Annotated in this window: 20 protein-coding genes; 16 read left to right on the forward strand and 4 right to left on the reverse strand. The window is 67.5% G+C overall.

Annotation, left to right across the window (positions count from 1 at the left end; translation table 11 throughout):
• The first annotated feature begins 35 nt into the window (after positions 1–35).
• From P0M04_RS22055 to P0M04_RS22130, 16 genes are all read left to right on the forward strand, one after another.
• On the forward strand, positions 36–1,400 hold the full coding sequence (locus tag P0M04_RS22055) for a DUF1329 domain-containing protein (RefSeq protein ID WP_259449634.1): 1,365 nt from the start codon (positions 36–38) through the stop codon (positions 1,398–1,400).
• Positions 1,401–1,429: 29 nt separating this feature from the next.
• Complete coding sequence (locus tag P0M04_RS22060; RefSeq protein ID WP_259449633.1) at positions 1,430–3,343, forward strand: DUF1302 domain-containing protein; 1,914 nt, start codon at positions 1,430–1,432, stop codon at positions 3,341–3,343.
• Positions 3,343–5,721 carry an efflux RND transporter permease subunit gene (locus P0M04_RS22065; RefSeq protein ID WP_259449632.1) on the forward strand — a complete coding sequence of 793 codons (2,379 nt, stop codon included), beginning with the start codon at positions 3,343–3,345 and terminating at the stop codon, positions 5,719–5,721. Before P0M04_RS22060 ends, P0M04_RS22065 begins: the two co-directional genes overlap by 1 nt.
• Positions 5,722–5,731: 10 nt before the next feature.
• Entirely contained in the window at positions 5,732–6,706 is a 975-nt protein-coding gene (locus tag P0M04_RS22070; protein ID WP_259449631.1) for a WD40/YVTN/BNR-like repeat-containing protein, read from the forward strand.
• Between the two features lie 38 nt (positions 6,707–6,744).
• Entirely contained in the window at positions 6,745–8,235 is a 1,491-nt protein-coding gene (locus P0M04_RS22075; protein ID WP_259449630.1) for a flavin monoamine oxidase family protein, read from the forward strand.
• Positions 8,235–9,713 (forward strand): flavin monoamine oxidase family protein, encoded by a 1,479-nt coding sequence (locus P0M04_RS22080; RefSeq protein WP_259449629.1) that lies wholly within the window; start codon positions 8,235–8,237, stop codon positions 9,711–9,713. The genes P0M04_RS22075 and P0M04_RS22080 overlap by 1 nt, the downstream gene beginning before the upstream one ends.
• 46 nt (positions 9,714–9,759) lie before the next feature.
• The gene (locus P0M04_RS22085) at positions 9,760–11,244 is read left to right on the forward strand and encodes a flavin monoamine oxidase family protein (protein ID WP_259449661.1); all 1,485 of its coding nucleotides are present in this window, start codon (positions 9,760–9,762) and stop codon (positions 11,242–11,244) included.
• On the forward strand, positions 11,241–11,957 hold the full coding sequence (locus tag P0M04_RS22090; protein ID WP_259449628.1) for a c-type cytochrome: 717 nt from the start codon (positions 11,241–11,243) through the stop codon (positions 11,955–11,957). The genes P0M04_RS22085 and P0M04_RS22090 overlap by 4 nt, the downstream gene beginning before the upstream one ends.
• 83 nt (positions 11,958–12,040) lie before the next feature.
• On the forward strand, positions 12,041–13,174 hold the full coding sequence (locus P0M04_RS22095) for a saccharopine dehydrogenase family protein (RefSeq protein WP_259449627.1): 1,134 nt from the start codon (positions 12,041–12,043) through the stop codon (positions 13,172–13,174).
• A 12-nt stretch (positions 13,175–13,186) separates the two neighbouring features.
• Entirely contained in the window at positions 13,187–14,740 is a 1,554-nt protein-coding gene (locus tag P0M04_RS22100; RefSeq protein WP_259449626.1) for a class I adenylate-forming enzyme family protein, read from the forward strand.
• Positions 14,741–14,790: 50 nt separating this feature from the next.
• A complete protein-coding gene (locus P0M04_RS22105) occupies positions 14,791–16,032 on the forward strand; it encodes a thiolase family protein (protein ID WP_259449625.1) in 1,242 nt (413 codons plus the stop codon).
• 75 nt (positions 16,033–16,107) lie between these two features.
• Positions 16,108–17,427, forward strand: coding sequence for an NAD(P)/FAD-dependent oxidoreductase (locus P0M04_RS22110; RefSeq protein WP_259449660.1), 1,320 nt, complete (start codon positions 16,108–16,110; stop codon positions 17,425–17,427).
• Positions 17,428–17,451: 24 nt separating this feature from the next.
• Positions 17,452–18,087, forward strand: coding sequence for a hypothetical protein (locus P0M04_RS22115; protein WP_259449624.1), 636 nt, complete (start codon positions 17,452–17,454; stop codon positions 18,085–18,087).
• Positions 18,084–18,353: a hypothetical protein gene (locus P0M04_RS22120; RefSeq protein WP_259449623.1), complete on the forward strand. Its 270-nt coding sequence runs from the start codon at positions 18,084–18,086 to the stop codon at positions 18,351–18,353. Before P0M04_RS22115 ends, P0M04_RS22120 begins: the two co-directional genes overlap by 4 nt.
• 321 nt (positions 18,354–18,674) lie before the next feature.
• On the forward strand, positions 18,675–18,890 hold the full coding sequence (locus P0M04_RS22125; protein ID WP_259449622.1) for a hypothetical protein: 216 nt from the start codon (positions 18,675–18,677) through the stop codon (positions 18,888–18,890).
• Between the two features lie 14 nt (positions 18,891–18,904).
• Entirely contained in the window at positions 18,905–19,189 is a 285-nt protein-coding gene (locus tag P0M04_RS22130) for a hypothetical protein (RefSeq protein ID WP_259449621.1), read from the forward strand.
• Positions 19,190–19,299: 110 nt separating this feature from the next.
• On the opposite strand, the gene P0M04_RS22135 is transcribed toward P0M04_RS22130, so the two are convergent.
• The 4 genes from P0M04_RS22135 to P0M04_RS22150 all read right to left on the reverse strand — a co-directional run bounded on the left by P0M04_RS22135 (position 19,300) and on the right by P0M04_RS22150 (position 23,353).
• Complete coding sequence (locus P0M04_RS22135) at positions 19,300–20,253, reverse strand: IS1595 family transposase (RefSeq protein ID WP_259449620.1); 954 nt, start codon at positions 20,251–20,253, stop codon at positions 19,300–19,302.
• A gap of 193 nt (positions 20,254–20,446) precedes the next feature.
• Positions 20,447–21,901: an NAD(P)(+) transhydrogenase (Re/Si-specific) subunit beta gene (locus P0M04_RS22140; protein ID WP_259449619.1), complete on the reverse strand. Its 1,455-nt coding sequence runs from the start codon at positions 21,899–21,901 to the stop codon at positions 20,447–20,449.
• Positions 21,898–22,212: an NAD(P) transhydrogenase subunit alpha part 2 gene (locus P0M04_RS22145; RefSeq protein WP_259449618.1), complete on the reverse strand. Its 315-nt coding sequence runs from the start codon at positions 22,210–22,212 to the stop codon at positions 21,898–21,900. Before P0M04_RS22145 ends, P0M04_RS22140 begins: the two co-directional genes overlap by 4 nt.
• Positions 22,213–22,234: 22 nt before the next feature.
• Positions 22,235–23,353 (reverse strand): Re/Si-specific NAD(P)(+) transhydrogenase subunit alpha, encoded by a 1,119-nt coding sequence (locus P0M04_RS22150; RefSeq protein WP_259449617.1) that lies wholly within the window; start codon positions 23,351–23,353, stop codon positions 22,235–22,237.
• Positions 23,354–23,603: the final 250 nt, after the last annotated feature.

The following is a 23,603-nucleotide window of genomic DNA, read 5'->3' on the forward strand; positions in this document are numbered from 1 at the left end:
ATGCGGCGACGCCGCGAATTCAACAGGAGACGCAAATGAGCTTCAAGACGATGTTTCTCGGCGCCGCCATGGTGCTCGGCGCCACGGCCCATGCCACGGCCGGCGAGCAGGAAGCGGCCAGGCTCGGCAAGGACTTGACCCCGGTGGGGGCCGAGCGCGCCGGCAACAAGGACGGGACGATCCCGGCGTGGACCGGCGGCGACATGAAGGCGCCGGCCGGCTGGAAGACCGGGGCGCCGCGTCCCGACCCCTACGCCGGCGACAAGCGCCTGTTCTCGATCGACGCGTCGAACGTCGACCGCTACAAGGACAAGCTGGCGGCCGGCCAGGTCGAGATGGTGAAGTCGATCCCGGGCTACCGGATGGACGTGTACCCGACGCACCGCTCCTGCGGCTATCCCGACTACTTCTACGAGCGGACGAAGAAGAACGCGGCGACCGCGAAGCTGGCCGCCAACGGTCACGACCTGGCCGAAGCCATCGGCGCCGCCGTGCCGTTTCCCGTGCCGCGCAACGGCGCGGAGGCGATCTGGAACCACAAGCTGAGCTGGCGCGGCGAAGGCTTTTCGTCGCACTTCTCGGCGTTCATCCCGCCGAAGGGCGGCGACGGCATCGGCGAGGCGATCTCGCAGGACGAGTGGGAGATGTCGCCGATGTGGTCGCCGTCGAACAAGGGCATCGCCGACGCCCGCAACATCGAGTACCAGCTGCTCAACGTGTTCACCGGACCGCCGTCGATCGCGGGCGACGCCACGCTCGCGCAATACAACTTTGCCAAGCCGAACGACGTCTGGCTGTATTTCGCCAGCCAGCGCCGCGTGCGCCGCGCGCCCACTTACCAGTACGACGCGCCGATCCTGAACACCGAGAACCTGGAGATCGTCGACCAGTACCTGCAGTTCAACGGACCGCTCGACCGCTACGACTGGAAGCTCGCCGGCAAGAAGGAGCTGTTCGTCCCCTACAACACCTACCGCCTGAATGCGCCGGCGAACAAGGTCGCCGACGTCGTCAAGCCGAAATTCTTCAACCGCGATCTCGCCCGCTACGAGCTGCACCGCATGTGGGTCGTGGAAGCGACGCTCAAGGAGGGCATGCGCCACATGTTCCCCAAGCGCACCTTCTATATCGACGAAGACACCTGGACGATCCTCGTCGAAGACATGATCGACGCCCAGGGCAAGGTCTGGCGCACCACCGAGATGGGACCGTACATGGCGTGGGAAGTGCCGGCCTGCGTCTGGGCCGCCAACACGAGCTATGACCACGTGACGGGCCGCGCCGTGCTCGACCGCGTGCTCGCGGGCGGCAAGGAACCCGACTGGCTCGCCGCGCGCGAGGGACGCCTGAAGGCGGGCACGTTCGAGCCGGACGGCCTGCGCCGCGCCACGACCCGATAAACCAACGACACGAACAAGGGGATGCGGAAATGAAGACACGTGATGATGTGGACGCGAGGCTGGCACGTACGCTGGCCTGCACGGCGGTGCTGGGCACGCTGGCGGTGGCCGGACCGGTCCATGCGGCCGAGTGGCCGCTCGCGAACGGCTGGTCGGTGAACCTGGATTCGACGGTGTCGTTCGGCCTGGCCGTGCGCACGTCGAAACCGGATTGCCGCAACGTCGGCAACGACAATGGCGGTTGCGTCGGCGACGCGGTGACGCCGCTGCAGGCGGCTTACCCGGCCGCGTATTCGATGAACCTCGACACGCTGCGCCTGAACCAGGATCTGGGCAACCTGCACTACAAGAGCGGGCAGGTGGTGTCGGCCAACCTGCAGTACACGGCCGACCTGTTCGTGAAGGGGACGGACGGCTGGAGCGGCCTGCTGCGCGGCGTCGCCAACCACGACTTCGCGATCGACCGCACGAAGCGCGGCCCGCTCGATCCGGCGGCGCGGGATTTCGCGGTCAGCAATCCGCGCTGGCTCGACGCCTACGTGACGAAGGAGTTCGACATCGGCGCACAGCAGGCGCGTATCCGCGTCGGCAACCAGGTCCTGAGCTGGGGCGAGGACCTGTACATCACGGGCGGCGTGAACTCGATCAACCCGATCTACGTGCCCGCCGCGCACCAGCCGGGCACGCCGCTGAAGAACCTGTTCATCCCGGCGCCGATGGTGTCGTTCAGCACGTCGCTCGCGCACGGCCTCGGCCTCGAGGCGTTTTACCAGTGGAAATGGAAGGGCTTCGAATTCGACGCGCCGGGCACGTTCTTCTCGACCAGTAACTTCGCCGGCAAGGGCGGACGCGGGATCTACCTGCCGACGTCCGTCCTGAACGCGGCCGTCGCGCCGTTCGGCGTGGGGCCGTTCCCTGCCGGGACGATCGGCAACACGGGCACGGTCATCACGGGACCGGATCCCGCCACCGGCGTGCCGTACGGCCGCCGGCTCGGCTTCGGCGAGCTGGCGGATCCCGCCGTCAATCCGGCCGGCGCCATCCTCGGCACCGGCACCGTCATCCCGCGCGCGGCGGACCGCGCGCCGCGCAACGGCCAGGGCGGCATCGCCTTGCGCTACCAGCTTCCCGAGTCGGGCAATGAGCTCGGCCTGTACTACATCCGCTACGACGACAAGGTGCCGTTCGCGAGCTACCAGGTCACTGGCACGACCGCCAATCCCTTCGGCTGGGAAGCGGCCCTGGACTATGGCCGCAACCGCAGCCTGTTCGGCGTGTCGTACAACTTCCAGGCCGGCGAGTGGGCAGTCGGCACCGAGCTGTCGTACCGGCCGCGCGATGGCGTCGCCCTCGATCCGAGCGCCGTCATCGACCCGCGCAATGCCCACTACTGCAACGCGCTGGCCGATTTCACCGCGGCGCCCGTCGGCACGTATTGCCGCGGCTGGGTCGACACGCGCCACGTCCAGCTGCACCTGACGGGCATCCACATCCTGTCGCCATCCGGCTCGCTGGGCGGCCTGCTGCGCGCGCTGGGCGCGAGCGAAGGGACGATTACGGCGGAGACGGCGGTCGCGCACTACCCGCGACTGAAGCTCGACGGCAGCGTGCCGTACGCCGTCACGGCCGACTACAGGCTGCCGACGAAGACGTCGTGGGGCATGGTCGTCGCCGGCACGGTGACGTACCCGAACGTGTTCGGCACGCGCGCTTCGCTGGCGCCGGACATCGCGATCTCGCAGGGACTGTCCGGCGTGGCGGCGACGGCGCTGCCGGGCTTCGTCAAGGGCGCGGGCGCCGCGGTACTCGGCGCGACGATCGATTTCAAGGTGAAGCCGGAGACGAAGCTGCGCGTGGACTTCACGCAGAACTGGGGCGGCGGCGCGAGCAACCTGATGCGCGACCGTGATTTCATGTCCATCAGCCTGACGTCCTCGTTCTGATGATCACGCGCCTCATTTCCCGTCTCGAGACGGCCCTGTTCGGGCGCCGCCTCGCTTTCCTCCTCGTGCTGGCGGGCTTTACCGCCTTCATGGGGATGAACGCGGCCAAGCTGAAACTCGAAGCCGGCTTCGAAAAGCAGCTGCCGTCCGGCCACGAGTACATCCGCACGTTCGAGAAGTACCGCGCGCAGCTGTTCGGCGCCAACCGCCTCACCATTGCCGTGCACGCCCGCCAGGGCGACGTCTGGAACCCGGCCGTGCTCACCCAGGTGCTGAAGGTGACCGACGCCCTGACGTACCTGCCGGGCGTCGACCGCACCAGCGTGACGTCGCTGTGGACGCCGAACGTGTTCTTCACCGAGATCACGGAAGACGGCTTCCGCGCGGAACCCGTGGCCGGCGGCGACATCGTGCCGGAAAAGCTCACCGGCGACGTCATCGCCCAGATGCGCCAGCGCACCGTGGCGGGCGGGCACGTGGGGACGCTCGTGGCGCGCGACCAGACGAGCGCCCTGATCACGGCGCAACTGACGGACGTCGATCCGCGCACCGGGGAAAAACTCGACTACATCCGGTTCAACCGGCTGCTCGAGGACAAGATCCGCAAGCCGTTCGAGAACGCCGGCGTGGAGATCGAGATCATCGGGTTCGCCAAGGAGATCGGCGACATCGCCGACCGCTCGGACGAAGTCACGCGCTTCTTCATCGTTGCCTTCCTGCTGACGGCGGTCGCCGTGTACTGGTACTGCCGGTCGATCCGCCTGACCCTGCTGCCGCTCGCGTGTTCCCTGACGTCGCTCGTGTGGCAGTTCGGCACCTTGCACCTGCTCGGTTTCGGACTCGATCCGCTCGCGATCCTGGTGCCGTTCCTCGTGTTCGCGATCGGCGTCTCGCACGGCATCCAGCAGATCAACTTCATCGTCCGCGAGGTCGCGCACGGCCACGATTCCTTCGCGGCCGCACGGCACAGCTTCACGGGCCTGCTGATTCCGGGCTCGCTCGCGCTCGTCACGGCGTTCGTCAGCTTCATCACGCTCGTGCTGATCCCGATCCCGATGATCCGCGAACTGGCGATCACGGCCGCCATCGGCGTGGCCTACAAGATCCTCACGAACCTCATGATGCTGCCGATCGCCGCCTCGTACTTCCGCTTCACGCCGGAGTATGCCAGGCGCGCGCTCGTGCGGCGCGAGCGGCAGGGGGCATGGCTGGGCGTCGTCGCCCGGGTCGCGCGGCCGCGCAACGCCGTGGTCATGACGCTCGTCGGCGCCGCGATCTTCGGCGTGGCGTACTGGAAGAGCCAGGGACGCCATATCGGCAGCCTGGAAGCCGGCGCGCCCGAGCTGCGCGCGGATTCGCGCTACAACCGCGACGCCGCCGCCATCGTCGGCCGCTTCGACGTGGGCCTGGACTGGCTGACCGTCGTGTTCGAGGCGACGCCGGGGCACCCGGGCGAGGTCTGCTCGCGCGCCGACGAGCTGCTGTTCATCGATGAATTCGCGTGGCACATGGAAGGCGTGCCGGGCGTCGTGTCGGCCGATTCGGCGGCGGGCCAGCTCAAGCTGTACAACGCGGGGCTCAACGAGGGCAACCCGAAGATGGCCACCGCGACGCGCGATCCGCGCGGTCTCGGCTCGCAATTCCAGGGCGTGAACAACCGCATTGCCGGCCTGGCGTCGGGCGATTGCCGCGTGCAGGGCGTCAACCTGTACCTGCCGGACCACCGCGCCACGACGATCAAGAGCGTCGTGGCGGCCGTGAAGGACTACCGCGCGGCCAACCGCCTCGACGGCGTGAACATCCGGCTCGCGAGCGGCAACGCGGGCGTGCAGGCGGCCACCGACGAAGTGCTGGAGGCGAGCGAGATGCCGATGATGCTGTACGTGTACGCGGCCATCCTCATCCTGGTGTTCCTCGTCTACCGCGACTGGCGCGCGATGTTCGCCTGCTGCCTGCCGCTCACGGTGGCGACGTGGATCGGCTACTGGTTCATGAAGGAATTCGAGATCGGCCTGACGGTGGCGACCTTGCCCGTGATGGTGCTGGCGGTCGGCATCGGCGTCGACTACGCCTTCTACATCTACAACCGGCTGCAGGTGCAGCTCGCGAACGGGCTGGGTTTCACGCAGGCCCTTGAACTCGCGCTGGCGGAGACGGGACTCGCGACCGTGTTCACCGCCATCACGCTGTCCATCGGCGTGGCGACGTGGACGTTCTCGAGCCTGAAGTTCCAGGCCGACATGGGGGCGCTGCTGACCTTCATGTTCATCGTAAACATGGTCATGGCGATCACCCTGCTGCCGGCGTTCGCGGCGGTGCTCGAATGGCTGTTCCCGCGCCGCGGACCGGTACGCATGCCGGCCATCCTGCAGCACTGAGAGGTCCATCATGAAACTCATCCGATTCCTTCCCGGCGCCGTCCTGGCCTTGTGCGGCGCGCATGCGGCGGCCATCGACGACCCGGCGGTTGCGCCGGTGGCGAAGGGCTGGCCGGTCATCGCGCCGGCGCAGCGCGGCGCCAACGCGGTCCGCGCGCCGCTGCTGGCCGCCACCCGCGCGGGCAACCGCATCGTCGCCGTCGGCGACCACGGCGTGGTGCTGTTGTCCGACGACGGCAAGACGTACCGGCAGGCGAAATCCGTTCCCGTCCGTGGGCTGCTGACGTCGGTGCAGTTCATCGACCCGCAGCGCGGCTTCGCGGCCGGTCACGACGGCGTCGTCCTGGGGACCCGCGACGGCGGCGAGACCTGGTCGCTGCTGCGTGCCACGCCGGGTGTGGAGCAGCCCATCCTGTCGTTCCACTTCGACAGCCCCGACCACGGCATCGCGGTCGGCCTGTACGGCTGGGCCATCGAAACCCGGGACGGCGGCCGCACGTGGGCCGAGCGCCACATCGGCACCGGCGCCGACGCCGACCGTCACCTGTACCACGTGTTCGCGTCCGCCCACGGCACGCTGCTCATCGCGGCGGAGGCGGGGACCCTGTATCGCTCGGCCGACGGCGGCAAGTCGTGGGACACGCTCGCCACCGGCAACAAGGGCTCGCTGTGGCATGGCGCGGCGCTCGTCGACGGCACTTTGCTCGTGTGCGGCATGCGCGGCCATCTTTATCGCAGCGCCGACGACGGCCGCACCTGGCGCGCCGTCGATGCGCACACGTCCCAGTCGCTGACCGGCATCGCGCAGCTGGCCGACGGCAGCGTGGTCGTCGCCGGCATGGCGGGGACGACGCTGCGCAGCACCGACGGCGGCACGACGTTCACGTCGACCCAGCGCGCGCAGCAGGAACCGCTGACGGCCGTCGTCGCGATCGGTGCCCGGCCGCCCGCGCTGATGTCGATGGCCGGGCCGGTGGCGCGCTGAACACGCAGGGACCTATCCGAACTACGCAGGCAGACATCATGAAACGAAACAAAACGACGACATTGGGACAGGCGGGAGCCGCCGTCACGCGCCGCGGTTTCCTCGGCGCCGCCGCGGTCACCGCTGCCGTGACGGCGGCGGCGGGACCGGAGCCGGCACGCGCGGCCGCCGGCCGGCGCGACGAACGCGGCGTACTGGACATCGCCATCATCGGCGCGGGCCTGGCCGGCCTGACGGCCGCGCGCGACCTGCACCGCGCGGGCTGCGAATCGTTCGTCGTGCTGGAAGCGCGCGACCGCGTCGGCGGCCGCACGCTGAACCACGACCTCGGCAACGGCTATTTTTCCGAGGCGGGCGGCCAGTGGATCGGTCCCGGCCAGTCCGCCATCATCGATTTGCTCCGCGAGCTGGGCATCGGTACGTTCCCGACCCACTGGCAGGGCAAGATGACCTTGCTGGCGGGCGACGTCCGCGCGCGGACGGAAAGCACCGGCGGGCTGGACACCGACCCGGCCATCCGGCGCGAGCTCGAGGAACTCGCGAAAGAAGTCCCGTGCGGCGCGCCCTGGACGGCCAAACGCGCGGCGGAATTCGATGCCATGTCGTTCGCCGACTGGCTGGCAAAAAAGAACATTCCGCCTGCGGACCGCCTGAGCTGGGTGCTGGGTGCGACGCTGACGACGGGCGCCAGCCCCGTCAAATTGTCGCTGCTGCATTACCTGGCGATGCTGAATTCCGCGAACTGCGATTACGTGCGGCTGGAAGGGATCAAGGACGGCGCGCAGGAAACCCGCATCGCGGGCGGTTCGCAGATCCTGTCGATCAGGATGGCGCAGGCGCTGGGCGACAAGGTCCGCCTGTCGACGCCCGTGTCGCGCATCGAGAACTGGAAGGATGGCCCGGTTGCCATCCACACGCCGGACGGCGTGATCCGCGCGCGCAGCGTGATCGTCGCGCTGTCGCCGGCCCTGTGCCACCGGATCGCCTTCGATCCGCCATTGCCGGACAAGCGCCGGGAGATGCAGCGGCGCTGGCCGGCGTTCGCCCCGATGCGCAAGACGGTCCACGTCTACAAGAAGCCGTTCTGGCGCGACCAGGGCCTGAGCGGCTGGATCGTGCAGGCGCAGGGGCCGCTGCTGCTGGCGTTCGACAACTCGCCGGAGGACGCGTCGCTCGGCGTCATCGCGGCATTCGTCAACAACGGTGCGCTGCCGTCGGACCCGAAGGCGGCGGAGGCCGAGCTCACGCGCATCTATGCCAGCGCTCTCGGGGACGAGGCGCTGCATCCGGTCGCCTACCACGATCACGACTGGGGCAAGGCCGACGACTGGTCGCTGAGCTGCACGGCACCGTTCCCGCCGGGCTTCCTCACCCAATACGGCGACGTGCTGCATCCACCCGTCGGGCGCCTGATCTGGTCGGGCACGGAAACGGCGGACATCTGGGCGACGGCGATGGATGGCGCCGTGCGTTCCGGCCACAAGGCCGCGCTGCAGGCGCTGCAGGCCGCCGGCGCAGGGAGGACGTGATGAGCAAGCTGAACCAGCCACAGGATGAAACGCCCGCGCTCACGCGCCGCGGTTTCCTCGGCGTGGCGACGGCCGCCGCGGCGGCAACGGCGCTGCCCGGGGCGGCACGCGCCGCGACCGGCAAGGCCGCAGAGGGCAACGTGCTCGATATCGCGATCATCGGCGCCGGCCTGGCCGGCCTGACGGCGGCGCGCGACCTGCAGCGGGCCGGCTGCTCGTCGTTCGTGGTGCTGGAAGCGCGCGACCGCGTCGGCGGCCGCACCTTGAACCACGACCTGGGCAACGGCTATTTCACGGAAGCGGGCGGCCAGTGGATCGGCCCGGGCCAGACCGCGATCGCGGACCTGGCGCGCGAGCTCGGCGTCGGCACCTTCCCCAATTACTGGCAGGGCAAGGCGTCGTACGTCCTGGGCGAGGCGCATGCCGCGCTCGACACCGGGGGCAGCGTCGGTACCGACCCGCGGCTGCAGCGCGAACTCGAGGACATGGCGAAGAGCGTGCCCTCCGGCGCCCCCTGGACGTCGCCGCGCGCCGCCGAATTCGACGCGCTGTCGCTGGGCAGCTGGCTGGCGACGAAGCACCTCGCCCCGCAGGACCAGATCGGGTGGTCGGCCGGCGCGATGCTCACGGGCGGCGCCGCCCCGGCGCAACTGTCGCTGCTGCACTGGCTGTCGATGATCAATTCGGCCGACTGCACCTACGAGCGGCTGGAAGCCGTGCGGGGCGGCGCCCAGCAGACCCGCATCTCGGGCGGCTCGCAGATCCTGTCGATCCGGATGGCCCAGGCGCTGGGCGACAAGGTGCGGCTCCAGTCGCCCGTGCTGCGCATCGAGAACTGGAACGACGGGCCCGTCGCGATCCACACGCCGGACGGCGTGATCCGCGCGCGCTACGTGATCGTCGCGCTGTCGCCGCCGCTGTGCAACCAGATCGCGTTCGACCCGCCGCTGCCGGCACCGCGCCGGGAGATGCAGCGGCGCTGGCCGGCCTATGCGCCCATCCGCAAGACCGCGCACGTCTACAAGAAGGCGTTCTGGCGCGAGAAGGGCCTGAATGGCTGGATCGTCCAACCGAAGGGACTTGTCCTGTGGGCCTATGACAACTCGCCCGAGGACGTGTCGTTCGGCGTGATCAACGCGTTCATCGTCAACGGCATGTTGCCGACCGATCCGAACCAGGCGGAGACGGAACTCGCGCGCATCTACGCCCAGGCGTTCGGCGAGGAAGCGCTGCATCCGGTCGGGTACTACGAGCACGACTGGGGCAAGGCGGACAACTGGACGCTGACCTGCGTGTCGCCGATGCCGCCGGGCTTTCTCACCCGATACGGCAAGGCCCTGCATCCGCCGGCCGGCCGGCTGATCTGGTCGGGCACGGAAACGGCGGACATCTGGGCGGGCTACATGGATGGCGCCGTCCGGTCGGGGCACGCGGCCGCGCTGCAGGCGCTGCGGGCCGTGAGCGCGGACAGGGCATGAGCGGGCGTCCTCGAAATTTTTTAGTCGAACCTCAGGAAGAGACATGATGGAAGAATTTGAATCGAACCGGGACGATGCGCCCGGCGAGCCCGCGCTGACGCGGCGCGGGTTCCTCGGCATGGCCGCGTCGGTCGCTGCCGCCGCGTTACCGGCTGCCGCGCGCGCGGCGGTGGGGCAGCGTGACGAACGCGGCGTGCTGGACATCGCGATCATCGGCGCCGGCCTGGCCGGACTGACGGCGGCGCGCGACCTGCGGCGGGCCGGCTGCGAATCGTTCGTGCTGCTGGAAGCGCGCGACCGCGTCGGCGGCCGCACCCTGAACCACGACCTCGGCAACGGCTATTTCACGGAAGCGGGCGGCCAGTGGATCGGACCGAGCCAGACCGCGATCGCGGACCTGGCGCGCGAGCTCGGCGTCGGCACTTTTCCCAGCTACTGGCAAGGCAAGGCCGTCGTCGTCGGCGGCGATGGACGCGCCGCGTTCGACTGCGACGGCACGTTCGGCACGGATCCCAAGCTGGGGCATGAACTCGAAGAGATGGCGAAGAGCGTGCCGTCCGGCGCGCCCTGGACGTCGCCGCGCGCCGCCGAATTCGATGCGATGACGCTCGGCAGCTGGCTCGCGACGAAGAACGTCGCGCCGGAAGACCAGATCAGCTGGCAAACGGGCTCGGTCCTCACCGGGGGCGCCGCTCCGTCACGGCTGTCACTGCTGCACTGGCTGTCGATGGTGAATTCCGCCGAGTGCAACTTCGAGCGCTTCGAGGCGGTCAAGGACGGTGCGCAGGGGACGCGCATCTCCGGCGGCTCGCAGATCCTGTCGATCAGGATGGCGCAGGCACTGGGCGACAAGGTGCGGCTCAAGACGCCCGTGCTGCGCATCGAGAACTGGAACGACGGCCCGGTCGCGATCCACACGCCGACCGGCGTGATCCGCGCCCGCCACGTGATCGTGGCGCTGTCGCCGCCGCTGTGCAACCAGATCGCCTTCGACCCGCCGCTGCCTGACGGGCGCCGCGAAATGCAGCGGCGCTGGCCCGCCTACGCGCCGGCACGCAAGACGGCGCACGTCTACAAGAAGCCGTTCTGGCGCGACAAGGGCCTGAACGGCTGGGTCATGCAACCCAAGGGTTCGCTGTTCTGGGCCTACGACAACTCGCCCGAAGATGCCTCGTTCGGCGTGATCAATGCGTTCGTCGTGAACGGCACGCTGCCGACCGATCCGAAGGCCGCGGAGGCCGAGCTGTCGCAGATCTACGCCAAGGCGCTGGGCGAGGAAGCGCTGCATCCGGTCGCGTACTACGACCACGACTGGGGCCAGGCGGACCCATGGACGCTGACGTGCATCTCGCCGATGCCGCCGGGCTTCCTCACCAAATACGGGCAGGCCCTGCACCCGCCGGCCGGCCGCCTGATCTGGTCGGGCACGGAAACGTCGGATATCTGGGCAGGTTACATGGATGGCGCCGTGCGCTCCGGCCACAAGGCCGCGCTGCAGGCGCTGCAAGCAATCAACGCAGGGAGAGCATGATGAAGGTCGCAACGAAACAATCCAGGGAAGGCGAAACGCCCACCGTGAAGGCGCGCAGCCGCGGCAGGCGGATCGCCGTGTGGTCCGGCTGGCTGTTGCTGGCGGCGGTCGTGGTGGGCGGCGTCGCCTACGGACCGGACCTGGTCAACCTGTACCGTCTGGGCGAGCAGATCGACGCCATCGCCAAGGAAGACACGCGCGTCTACGGGCCCTGGCCGCGCACGATCGACGAGTGCATGGGCTGCCACGGCGTCGGCGGCAACGCGCGCGCCCAGACGTATCCGCGCCTCGCGGGCCAGCCCGAGGCCTACCTCAAGAAGCAGCTGAAGGCCTTCGTCAGCGGCGAGCGGACCGACCCGGCCATGACGTCGCTGGCGCTGAGCATGCCCGACAAGGAACTCGAGGCGCTGGCGACGCACTTCGCGCACGTGGCACCGCTGCCCAACACGACGTTCAAGCCCGATCCGGCCCGCGTGGCGCGCGGCGAGGCCGTCGCCAAGGCCGGCAGCTGCGTCGCCTGCCATGGCGCCGCCCTGGAAGGCAAGGGCGAGTTCCCGCGCCTGGCGGGGCAGGGCTACGACTACCTGCGCCACCAGCTCATGCGCTTCAAGGACGGCACGCGGCGCGACGCCACCGGCGCGATGCCCGCCGTTGCGAGCCAGCTCTCGCAACAGGACATCGACGATGTGGCGCAGTTCCTGGCGAGCCGATGAACCCAGCGGCGGGCGCGGACAGTCGCCCGCCATTTATCAACCCAGCCTTTTTTTAACCAAAACTTTTATTCAAGGAGACTTTCATGGCTAAGCATTCTGTCGTCGTCTACGGCGCGAGCGGTTACACCGGCATGTTGATCATGGACTGGCTGATCGACCAGAACATTCCCTTCACCGCCGTGGCGCGCAACGCCAAGCGCACCAAGGAAATGATGGAGCAGCGCGTCGTGCGCCTCGAATCCGCCGAGTACGAACTGATCGAAGCGGAACACAATGTGGAAGCGCTGACCAAGGCCTTCACCGGCGCCAAGGTGGTGCTCAACACCGTTGGTCCGTTCGTCAATTTCGGCCTGGTCGGCGTGGAAGCGGCACTGCGCGCGGGCTGCCACCACCTCGATCCCGCCGGGGAGCAGACGTATATCCGCAGGGTTCGCGACGAGTTCGGCGAACAGTTCCGCCAGGCCGGCCTGCTGGTCTCGCCGTCGAACGCCTATATGTACAGCTATGCGGAAATCGCCGCCGAACTGGCGCTCGAGACGCCCGGCATCGATGCGCTGGAAACCGCCACGCTGGCGCGCGGCATGCGCGGCGCCGGCGCCGGCGTGAGCATCGGGTCGTCGGCGACGATCTTCGAAAGCTATCGCCACGATGCTTACTACTTGTGGGAGAAAAAAATGATGGCGCACGCCCCCGACGCGTCGTTCACGGTCGTCGACCCGGCATTCCAGCAGCCGGTATTCTGCCTGCCGTGGGGCGGCACGTCGCTGCCGGTCCACTTCGAGCACGACCCGCGCGTGCGCAGCTGCATCTCGTCGGTAGGCTTCTACGACGGTAACGTGATGCAGACGGTCCACGCACTCGGCAAGAAATGGGATGCCGAGTACAAGCATCTGCCGCGCGAGCAGCAGGACGCCGTGCTGAAGCAGATCGTCGACTCGACCACGCCCACGATGCCGCCGCGCGAACGGACCACGATGCACCGCACCGTCGACTTCGCCATCGGCCGCGGCCAGCTGTCGGCCGTGCGCGCGACCGTGTACGGCGTCACGCCCTATATCGCCACCGGCGCGATCCTCGTGGCCGAAACGATCAAGCTGCTCGACGGCGACACCGCGAAGGTCGGCTTCGCGTCCGGATCGAAAGCGTTCGGCCACCGCTACCTGCTCGGCTTCCTCGAGCAGCGCGGCCTCGCGCGCGCGTCGGTGCAGCAGCTCTGACGGGAGCCGGACATGGCCATCATCGACTTTTTCGACCGCGGCTGGCGCATCAATCCGCACGGCGCCGCCTACATCCAGGACGAACGGCATTATTCTTACCAGGAGGTCGGCGAACTGTCCTGCCGCATCGCCAACACCTTGCTCGCCACCGGCTTCGGCCGCGAAGCGAAGGGCGCGGTCTGGGCCGACAACGACGTCTTCGCGTGGACCTGCGCGCTGGGCCTGTGGCGCGCCGGCATGGCGTACATCCCGGTCAACGGGCGCAACGTCGCCGAGGAGAACCAGTACGTCCTCGACTTCTTCGACTGCGAGGTGCTGTTCTTCCAGCGGCAGTTCGCGGAAGTCATCAATGGACTGCGCCCGCGCCTGCCCAAGATCCGGCGCTGGGTGTGCATCGACGCGGACCTGCCCTGGGCGCCGTCGCTGGCCGAATGGAGCGAAGGGCAATCCACGACCCCGCCCCAGGTCGCCGTCGACCCGGACGACGTGGTGGTCCTGTCGCCCACCGGTGGCACGACCGGCAAGCCGAAGGGCGTGATGAATACGCACCGCTCCCTGCAGACCTACTTCGCGCAGGCGATGATGGTGCATCCGTACAACGGCGCGCGGCCCGTGAACCTGGCCGCCGCACCGATGACGCACACGGCGGGCATGCTGTCGATGCCGTGCAGCGCGCAGGGCGGGACGGTGGTCGTGATCACCAGGCCCGATCCGGTGGCGATGTTCGGCGCGATCGTCAAGTACCGGGTGACCGAGCTGTTCCTGCCGCCCACCGTGATCTACCGGCTGCTGGACATCCCGGGCATCGACAAGCTCGACTTCTCGTCGCTCCGCTACTTTTTCTACGGTGCCGCGCCGATGTCGGTGGAAAAGCTCAAGCGCGCGATGGCGGTGTTCGGCCCGGTGATGGCGGGCGGCTACGGCCAGACCGAGGCGCCGGCGTCGATCTCCTACCTGCCGCCGTACCAGCACGTCGTCGACGGCCAGCTCGCGCCGGACGAACGCCTGTCCTCGGTCGGCCGTCCGAATCCGCTGATCCGCGTCGAGATCATGGACGCGGCCAACCGGATCCTGGCCCAGGGCGGGACCGGTGAAATCTGCGTGCGCGGCGACCTCGTGATGAAAGGGTATTACAAGGCGCCGGACAAGACGGCGGAGACGATCGTCGACGGCTGGCTGCATACCGGCGACATCGGCCACATTGACGCTGAGGGCTACCTGCACATCACCGACCGCAAGAAGGACATGATCATCAGCGGCGGCTTCAACGTCTACCCGAGCGAGGTCGAACAGGTCATCTGGGCGCACCCGGCGGTGCAGGACTGCGCGGTCATCGGCGTGCCCGACGAGGAGTGGGGCGAGGCGGTGAAGGCGGTGGTCGAGCTGAACGGTGGCCAGGACGTGAGCGCCGCCGAGATCATCGCGCTGTGCAAGCAAAAGCTGGGTTCCGTCAAGTCGCCGAAGAGCGTCGACTTCGTGCCGGCATTGCCGCGCAGCCCGGTGGGCAAGGTGCTCAAGAAGGACCTGCGCGAACAGTACTGGCAGGGCGTGGAACGCCGGATCTGAGCCGATCAACCATGGCCGGCCCTCGGGCCGGCCCATCACTCCAAAACATTATGAGCAACATTTATATCGCCGGTATCGCCATGACGGTGTTCGGCCGGCACGTGGAACGCAGCCTCGACGACCTGGCAGCCGAGGCGTTGCGTGGCGCCCTGACGGACGCCGGGTGCCACGCGGAAGACATCGGCGCGGCTTTCTATTCGGGCATCACCAACGGGCAGCTGCAGGGACAGTATGCGATTCCGGGCCAGGTCGTGTTCAGCAAGATCGGCATCGAAGGCATCCCGATGTTCAACGTCGAGAACGCGTGCGCGTCCGGCAGCACGGCCGTCCACCTCGCGATCCAGCACCTCAGGGCGGGCGCGTGCGACGTCGCGCTGGCGCTCGGCGCGGAAAAGATGAACGTGCCCGACAAGATGAAGGCGTTCGCCCTGTTCGAAGCGGGTTGGGACGTGTCGCGCGTCGACGAAAACTTCGCGACGCTGGTGAGGATGGGCGAAGGTATCGTACCGCCGCCGGGATCGGAGTCCGACAAGCCCTACAGCCGGTTCATGCAGATCTACGCCGCGATGTGCCGCCAGCACATGAAGACATACGGCACGACCCAGCGCCAGATCGCGGCCGTCTCGGCCAAGAACCACCAGCACTCCGTGCACAACCCGTTTTCCCAGTTCCGCAAGCCGTTCACGGTCGACGAGGTGCTCGCGGCGCCGCCGATCACCTATCCGATCACGCTGCCGATGTGCGCGCCGCTCACGGACGGCGCGGCCGCCGCGATCCTCTGCACCGAGGAAGGCCTGCGCCGCATCGGTGCCGACTGCAAGCGCGCCGTGCGCGTCGCGGCCAGCGTGATGCGCAGCTTCACGCGGCACGAGGCGGGCGACCGCGAACGCAACATCAGCCGCCTGGCGTCGCTGCAGGCTTATGCGCAAGCCGGGCTGGGCCCCGCGGACATCCACGTGGCCGAGGTGCACGACGCGTCGGCGATGGGTGAAATCGTCCAGGCGGAGAACCTGGGCCTCGTGCCGTTCGGCGAGGGCGGTCCGGCCGCCGAGCGCGGCGATTTCACGCTGGGCGGCCGCATTCCCATCAACACGTCCGGCGGACTGGAATCCAAGGGGCACCCGATCGGCGCCACCGGCATCGGGCAGTTGTACGAGCTGGCCACCCAGCTGCGCGGCGAGGCCGGTGCGCGCCAGGTGCAGGGCGCGCGCCATGCGATCCAGGAAAACGGCGGCGGCCTGCAGGGCGTCGAAGAGGCGGCCGTCGCCATCCATATCCTGAGCAAGGACTAGGAGGACGTCATGGCCAACAAATCGGACGCCGCGCACGTTCGCGTGGCCGCGGCCGGGCCGGAGACGGCCGGCGCTATGGGGTTCCGCGCCATCGGCGGCTGGGTCGAGCGCCCGGAACACCCGCAACCCGCGCTCCAGGACCATGTGAGCGCGGACGTGGTCGTCGTCGGCGCCGGTTTCGCGGGCCTGAACACGGCGCTGGAGCTGGCCGCACGCGGCGCCTCGGTGGTCGTGCTCGAACGCGATTTCGCCGGGTTCGGCGCGAGCGGGCGCAACGCGGGCTACCTGGGCGGCAGCCTGGCGGTCGAATACGACATGTTCCTCAAGCGTGTCGGCCACGAGCAGGCGAAGCAGATCGTCGCCTTCTACGACGCGGGCGTCGACTACGTGGAGGGCAAGCTCGCGGCCTACGGCATAGCCTGCGACTACATCGCATCGGGCATCATCCGCGCCGGCGTCCATCTGTCGCAGGAAAAGAAGCTGCGCAAGGACATGCGGACCGGCCTCGAACTGGGATCGGTCTCGCGCTTCCTGGACAGCGCCGACCTGCGCGCGCGCGGTATCCCGCCTGCCTTCCTGTTCGGCTGTTACACGGAGCGCGGCGGCACGCTGGATCCCGGCAAATACGTCATGGGACTGCGCCGCGCCGCCCTTGCCGCGGGCGTGCGGATCTACGAGAACACCGAGGTGCTGTCCTTCAGCGAAGGCGCGACCGTCCGCGTCGAGACGGCCCGGGGCAGCGCGAGCGCGCCGTTCCTCGTGCTGGCCACCAACGCCTACACGCCGCAACTCGGCCTGCTCGGCAACAAGGTGATGCCGCTGCGAGTGTCGGCCATCGAGACCGAACCGCTGTCGGCGGCTCAGCTGGCCGCGCTGGGCTGGCCGGGACGGGAGGGCATCATGACGCCGCACTGGGTCATGGAAAGCCACCGGCTCACCGCGCGCAACACGCTGGTGATCACGACGAAGCAGATCGACTACGTGTATGGCGGGCGGACGCCGAACGTGCCCGACATCGACGCCTATCACGCGCTCGAAACGGCGCTGCGCGACCGTTTCCCGATGCTGGCGGGGCTGCGCGTCCGCTCGTGCTGGAGCGGCTATATCAGCGTCGCCTACGACGCGCTGCCGGTCGTCGGGGAAGCCGGGGAATACCGCAACATCCTGTATGCGGCCGGGTGTTCCGGGCACGGCGTCGCGACACAGTCGATGATGGGGCAGTTGCTCGCCGACCGGCTGGACGGCACCGAGAATCCGTTCCGGCCCGCGCTGGAGCACAAGACCCCATCCACGTTGCCGGAGCCCCTGCAATGGTGCGCCGTCAAAACGACGCTGGGCCTGCTGAACGTGGTCGACGAATACGTCAACCGCAAAGCGCGCCGCCCGGCCCCATAACCCATCAAGAACGTCGGAATCGTCATGGAACTCAAGAACCTCATCCTCTGCCTCGCTACCGTCCTGCTGCTGGCGACCTCGCTGGTCTACGGCGTGAAGTTTCTCAGGAAGCGCAACTACCTGCTCGGCGTCGAGTGGCTGGTGGTCACGCTCTCGACCTCGAACCTGCTCATCTTCCTGCTGAGCGGCGCCCAGATACCCTACGCGATTTCGCATTTCTGCGATGCGTTCTCGCGCGGTTTCGGCATCCCCGTCATCGGCACGCTGGGCCTGATGGCGGTCACCCACCGCTACCGGCCGTCGAAGCTCGTGGACGTGCTGATCTTCGCCGGCAGCGCCGCCGGCACCGCGGTCCTGGTGTACTCGGACGCCGTCGCCGGGCCGCTGCCGTATTTCTACGTGCTCATGTGGACCGTGTTCTCGCTGTACATGATGTACTTCGCGTACCGCCTGCTGCGCGCCGGCGAGCAGCGTCATGCCCTGATCGTGATCGTCGGGCTGGTGGCGGGGGAGGCCATCGCCTGCATCTACGATTTCTACAGGATCCCGGGCGACAACGACATGGCGATCTTCTTCACGCTGGCGTTGACCACCTGGGCCTTCAATATCGTCGAAATGTATTACGCCTACGGCGCGCTGGAACGTGCCGAGACGGCGTGAGTGATACCAACCGGCTGGCGTTTCGATGCCAGCCGACTTCCAGGGCAACCATGCCTCGTCTTTCCATTCACTCAAGCCTTGGCGCATTGCTCGACAACGACGCGAGCAAGCGCATTCTCGAAAAATACCTGCCCGGCATCCTGACCCATCCCCGGGTCGGCATGGGTCGTCGTTTCGCCTTGACGATGGTGGCCGGGTTGTCGGACCGCTTCGTCACGGACGCAGTCCTCGAAAAGATCGATGCTGAACTAAAGACGTTGGTCTGAGCGGTGATGCCGGCGCAGGAAGCGCGCGGGATGCACAGGGACGGCTGTATGCGTATGCGACCACCACGTGTCTCGTGTTCAAGATGCGATAAACCGAACACCCCGTCACGCAATCTCCGAATTTTTCCTCTAATTGGTTCATTGTCCTAATATCGGCCATATGTTCTAATAACTCTACGGAAGATAGTTGGAATCGTCATGGAACCCAGAACTTCGGCATGAGCGAAACCGGCACCGTATCCCTTTTCGCCGCGGCCCCGGCCGCCGTAGCGCATAACAACCGGCCGGCTGTCCAATCCGGCCCGACTTCAAGGAGCACACATGTCGTCTCTTTCCATCAACTCGAACCTCGGCACGCTGCTCGACAACGAAGCCAGCAAGAGCATTCTCGAAAAACACCTGCCGGGCATCTCGGCCCATCCCCAGGTCGCCATGGGGCGCGGTTTCGCCCTGAAGATGGTGGCCGGCTTTTCGAATGGCCTCATCACGAACGAGGCGCTCGACAAGATCGACGCCGACCTGAAAGCGCTCGGCTGAGCGGCGGGTCGCACGTGATGGCCTGGATGAAAGGCGCGTGCCTGCTGCTGTACATGGGCGCGCTGGCGGCTGCGGGCGGCGCGTGGACGGGAGCGGCTGCGGCGGCGGTCCGCACCGGCGCGCTGGCGGTGCTGGCCGCGCATGCGGTCGAGGCCTGCGTCGCGTTTCGTTACGTGCGGCGCTACCGGGGGCCGGTTCTCGTCAGCCTCGTCCTGACGTTGCTGTTCGGGCTCCTGCACGTGGTGCCGCTGGCGCGGCAGTGTGCGCGGACGGTGCCTGGCCAGGACCCGCGCCCGTAAAGTCTGTTGTCTCTCCATCCATCCACGCAATGGATGGTTTTGGCCCGGCGGTGTAACAACCGCCGGGCTTTTTTTTGGCTGTGTTCGCGGTAAGTCGGTAACCCGTCCGCCTAGCCGAGCTGGGCCGCAGCGCACAGCAGATGAGCCGGCTTCGTGAGGCGACCATCGTCGAGCACGCGCTGCCAACCTGAGTAATGGATCAGGTAGCGGCTCGCCACGCCGCGGAACCGCACCAGCCAGCTCTTGAAACGGCTGTGCCAGCTGTTTACGTTCTGCACATGGATTGCGCCACGTGCGCGAACGCCGGCTTGCACGTTCACCGCTTCATGCGTGATGCCAGCCTGCTGCGCGTAATGTCGATAGACGATGGCGCCGTCGCTGATCAGTAGAACGTCGTCTGGCAGCACAGGCGTGAGGCACTCATGCAATTGCCCCACCGTCACCTGGCCGCGCCCCGTGTGAAAATCGAGCGTCCGGCCGCTGCGGTCACGCGCGATGAGTAGACAGTCGTGCTCCCGATTGATACCGCGCCGCTTGGCGACGCCGCCACGTTTTCGGGGTGGCCGTGTCAGGTTGCGCGCACCCTTCTGCGATTCGAGGCGATATGTCTCGTCGGCTTCGACGATGGCCGACAATGTCGCCGGCCGGTCGCGCATGGCGCCGGGCACGAACCGGTGGCGCCATCGAAAGCTGGTCGTGCGATGCACGCCGACGACTTGCGCGGCGTCGCGGACCGTGCGCGATTCGAGCACGCATTGCAGGTAGGGCAACCAGAGCTCCTTCTTGCGCAGCCGTGCCAGTGGCGTACCGGTCAATGCATTATGGCTGCGCCCGCATTTGAGGCAACGGAAGCGTTGCAGTCCGCTCGCCTGTCCGCAGCGGTGCTTGCGGACGCAGCCGCAGTGCGGGCACGGCCGCCCCGCCGCCGCCTGCTCGATCAAGGCGATGCACTCGCCCGGATGCGCGATGCCAGCGATCCATTCCCGTAGCCGGGCCAGGTCGCCCGTAGACAACTGTGCCGCCGCTAACATGGCGAACAATTCGTCGAACGTCAGGCTGCGCATCGTCACTCCTCTTGAGTTAACTCGACGATGCGTCAGACCGCTACAACGAATTTCAGTTCACATAACTACCGCGTACACAGCCTTTTTTTTTGCGATGTCCGGATGCGCCCGATCCCCGCGATCCGTCACGGCCGAAAAAAAACGCTGCCCGCGCGCGAACGCGGGCAGCGTCATGGCAGCGGAGGATTGGCGCTCAGTCGACCGCCTTCACCATGTCCTCGATGACCTTCTTGGCATCCCCGAACACCATCATCGTGTTCGGCTGGTAGAACAGGTCGTTGTCCAGCCCCGCATACCCGGACGCCATCGAGCGCTTGTTGACGATGATGCTCTTGGCCTTATACGCTTCCAGAATCGGCATGCCCGAGATCGGCGACTTCGGATCCTTGGCCGCCGGATTGACGACGTCGTTGGCGCCCAGCACGAGCACGACGTCGGTCTGGCCGAACTCGCCGTTGATGTCCTCCATTTCGAACACCTGGTCGTATGGCACCTCGGCCTCGGCCAGCAGCACGTTCATGTGGCCCGGCATGCGGCCCGCCACCGGGTGGATGGCGTAGCGGACGGTCACGCCCTTGTGCGTCAGCTTTTCCACCAGTTCCTTGAGCGCGTGCTGGGCGCGCGCCACGGCCAGGCCGTAGCCGGGCACGATGACCACCGATTCCGCGTTGCTCATGATGAAGGTCGCGTCGTCGGCGGAGCCGGATTTCACCGGCCGCTGCGCCTGTTCGCCGGCCGCCACGCTGCCCGCCTCGGCGCCGAAGCCGCCCAGGATCACGTTGAAGAATGAGCGGTTCATTGCCTTGCACATGATGTAGGACAGGATCGCGCCGGACGAACCGACCAGCGAGCCGGCGATGATCAGCATCGCGTTGTTGAGCGAGAAGCCGATGCCCGCCGCAGCCCAGCCGGAGTACGAGTTCAGCATCGACACCACGACCGGCATGTCGGCCCCGCCGATCGGAATGATGATCAGCACGCCGAGCAGGAACGCCAGCGCGGTCATGACGAGGAACGGCGTCCACGCGGGCGCGACGCCGTCGGCGAAGCAGAACGCGAGGCCCAGCGCGACGATGGCGACGGCGATCGCGAGATTGACCATGTGCTGGCCGGCGAAACGCACGGGCGCCCCCTGGAACAGGCGGAACTTGTATTTGCCCGACAGTTTGCCGAAGGCGATCACGGAACCGGAAAACGTCACCGCGCCGACGAACGTGCCGATGAAGAGTTCGATGCGGTTGCCGAAGGGGAGGGGCTGGCCCGCGTCGGTGATGCGGAACGCCCACGGTTCGGACACGGCGGCGATCGCGATGCACACCGCGGCCAGGCCGATCAGCGAGTGCATGGCCGCCACCAGTTCCGGCATCTTGGTCATTTCGACCCGGCGCGCCACGACGGCGCCGATGCCGCCCCCGACTGCGGTGCCCAGCAGGATCGGGCCGAAGCCGGCGCCGCCCGCGGACGCCGCGGCCTGCAGCTTGAGGATCAGCGCGACCGTCGTGAACACGGCGATCGCCATGCCGGCGATGCCGAACGCGTTGCCCATGCGCGCGCTGGCCGGCGACGACAGGCCCTTGAGCGCCTGGATGAAGCAGACGGACGCCACCAGGTAGAGCAGGGTGACGAGGTTCATCGAGATGGCGTTCATGCGCGGCCTCCCGCTTTGGCCTTCGGGTCCTTCTTCTTGAACATCTCCAGCATGCGCTGGGTCACGAGGAAGCCGCCGAACACGTTGACGGCGGCCAGCACCACGGCGACCGTGCCCGCGGCCTGGGCGACGATGCCCGTGGTCAGCGCGGCGGCCAGCATGGCGCCGACGATGATGATGGCGGAGACGGCGTTGGTGACGGCCATCAGCGGCGTGTGCAGCGCCGGCGTGACGGTCCAGACGACGTGATAGCCGACGTAGACCGCCAGCACGAAGATGATGAGGTTGATGATGGTATGGCTGATTTCCATGGGAACTCCGTTGTTGGTGATATCAGGCGCTCTTGCGCAGGACTTCCGCACCCGCGCACACGAGCGTGGCGCGGATAATCTCGTCCTCGCGGTCGATGGCGAGGCTGCCGTCCTTGGCGACGATCAGCTTGAGGAAATCGAGCACGTTGCGGGCGTACAGCGCCGAGGCGTCGGCCGCCACGAGTGTTGCCAGGTCCGGCTGGCCGATGATGTGCACGCCGTGCCGCACGACGGTCTTGCCGATTTCGGACAGCGGGCAGTTGCCGCCCTGCGCCACCGCCAGGTCGACGATCACCGAACCGGGTTTCATGGCCTTGACGGTGTCCTCGCCGATCAGCACCGGCGCCCTGCGGCCAGGGATCAGCGCCGTGGTGATGACGATGTCCGCGAGTTTCGCGCGTTCGTGCACGAGCTCCGCCTGGCGCCGCATCCAGTCGGCGGGCATCGGGCGCGCGTAGCCGCCCACGCCCTTGGCGATCTCGCGTTCCTCGTCCGTGAGGAACGGGACGTCGATGAACTTGGCGCCCAGCGATTCCACCTGCTCCTTCACGGGCGGACGCACGTCGGACGCCTCGATGACGGCGCCCAGTCGCTTGGCCGTGGCGATGGCCTGCAGGCCGGCGACGCCCACGCCCATGATCAGCACCCGCGCCGCTTTCACGGTACCGGCGGCCGTCATCAGCATCGGCATGAAGCGCCCATACACGTTGGCGGCCATGACCACCGCCTTGTAGCCGGCAATGTTCGCCTGCGAGGACAGCACGTCCATCGACTGGGCGCGCGTGATGCGCGGCACGGCTTCGAGCGCGAACGCCCACAGGCCGACGTCGGCCATGGCGGCCACGTTCGCGCCGTCGAATGGGTCGAGCATCCCGATCAGCACGGCGTCGCGCTTCATCAGCGCGCGTTCCGCTGCGTCCGGTGCGCGGACCTTGAGGACGATGTCGGCGCCCAGCGCATCGGCCGCGCTGCCGATGACGGCGCCGGCCTGGACGAACGCGGCGTCGTCGATCGACGCCGCCATGCCCGCCCCGGACTGCACGACCACCTGGTGCGCCGCCGCCAGCTTTTTGATGGTCTCGGGTGTCGCCGCTACCCGTGTCTCGCCCGGACGTGTCTCGGCCGGTATCCCTATCTTCATGAAGTCTCCTGTCATAGCTGTGGAAATGAGGTATTGCCTCGGTCCATGATATGACACAGGTCGCGAATGATTTCTATCTTATATAAGACATAAAACTCAAAACTTACTGCGTATTTTCAAGGGTTTATCGCCGTGCTTCCGCAATACGGGATCAGATTTTGCGAAACGGAATGCCGGGCCGGGCCGCCGCGCAGGTCTCGTTTTGCGATGTGAAACATGGTTTGGCGCTGTGAAATGCGAATCGCGACAT

The sequence above is a fragment of the Telluria mixta genome, assembly GCF_029223865.1.
Lineage (GTDB): Bacteria > Pseudomonadota > Gammaproteobacteria > Burkholderiales > Burkholderiaceae_D > Telluria > Telluria mixta.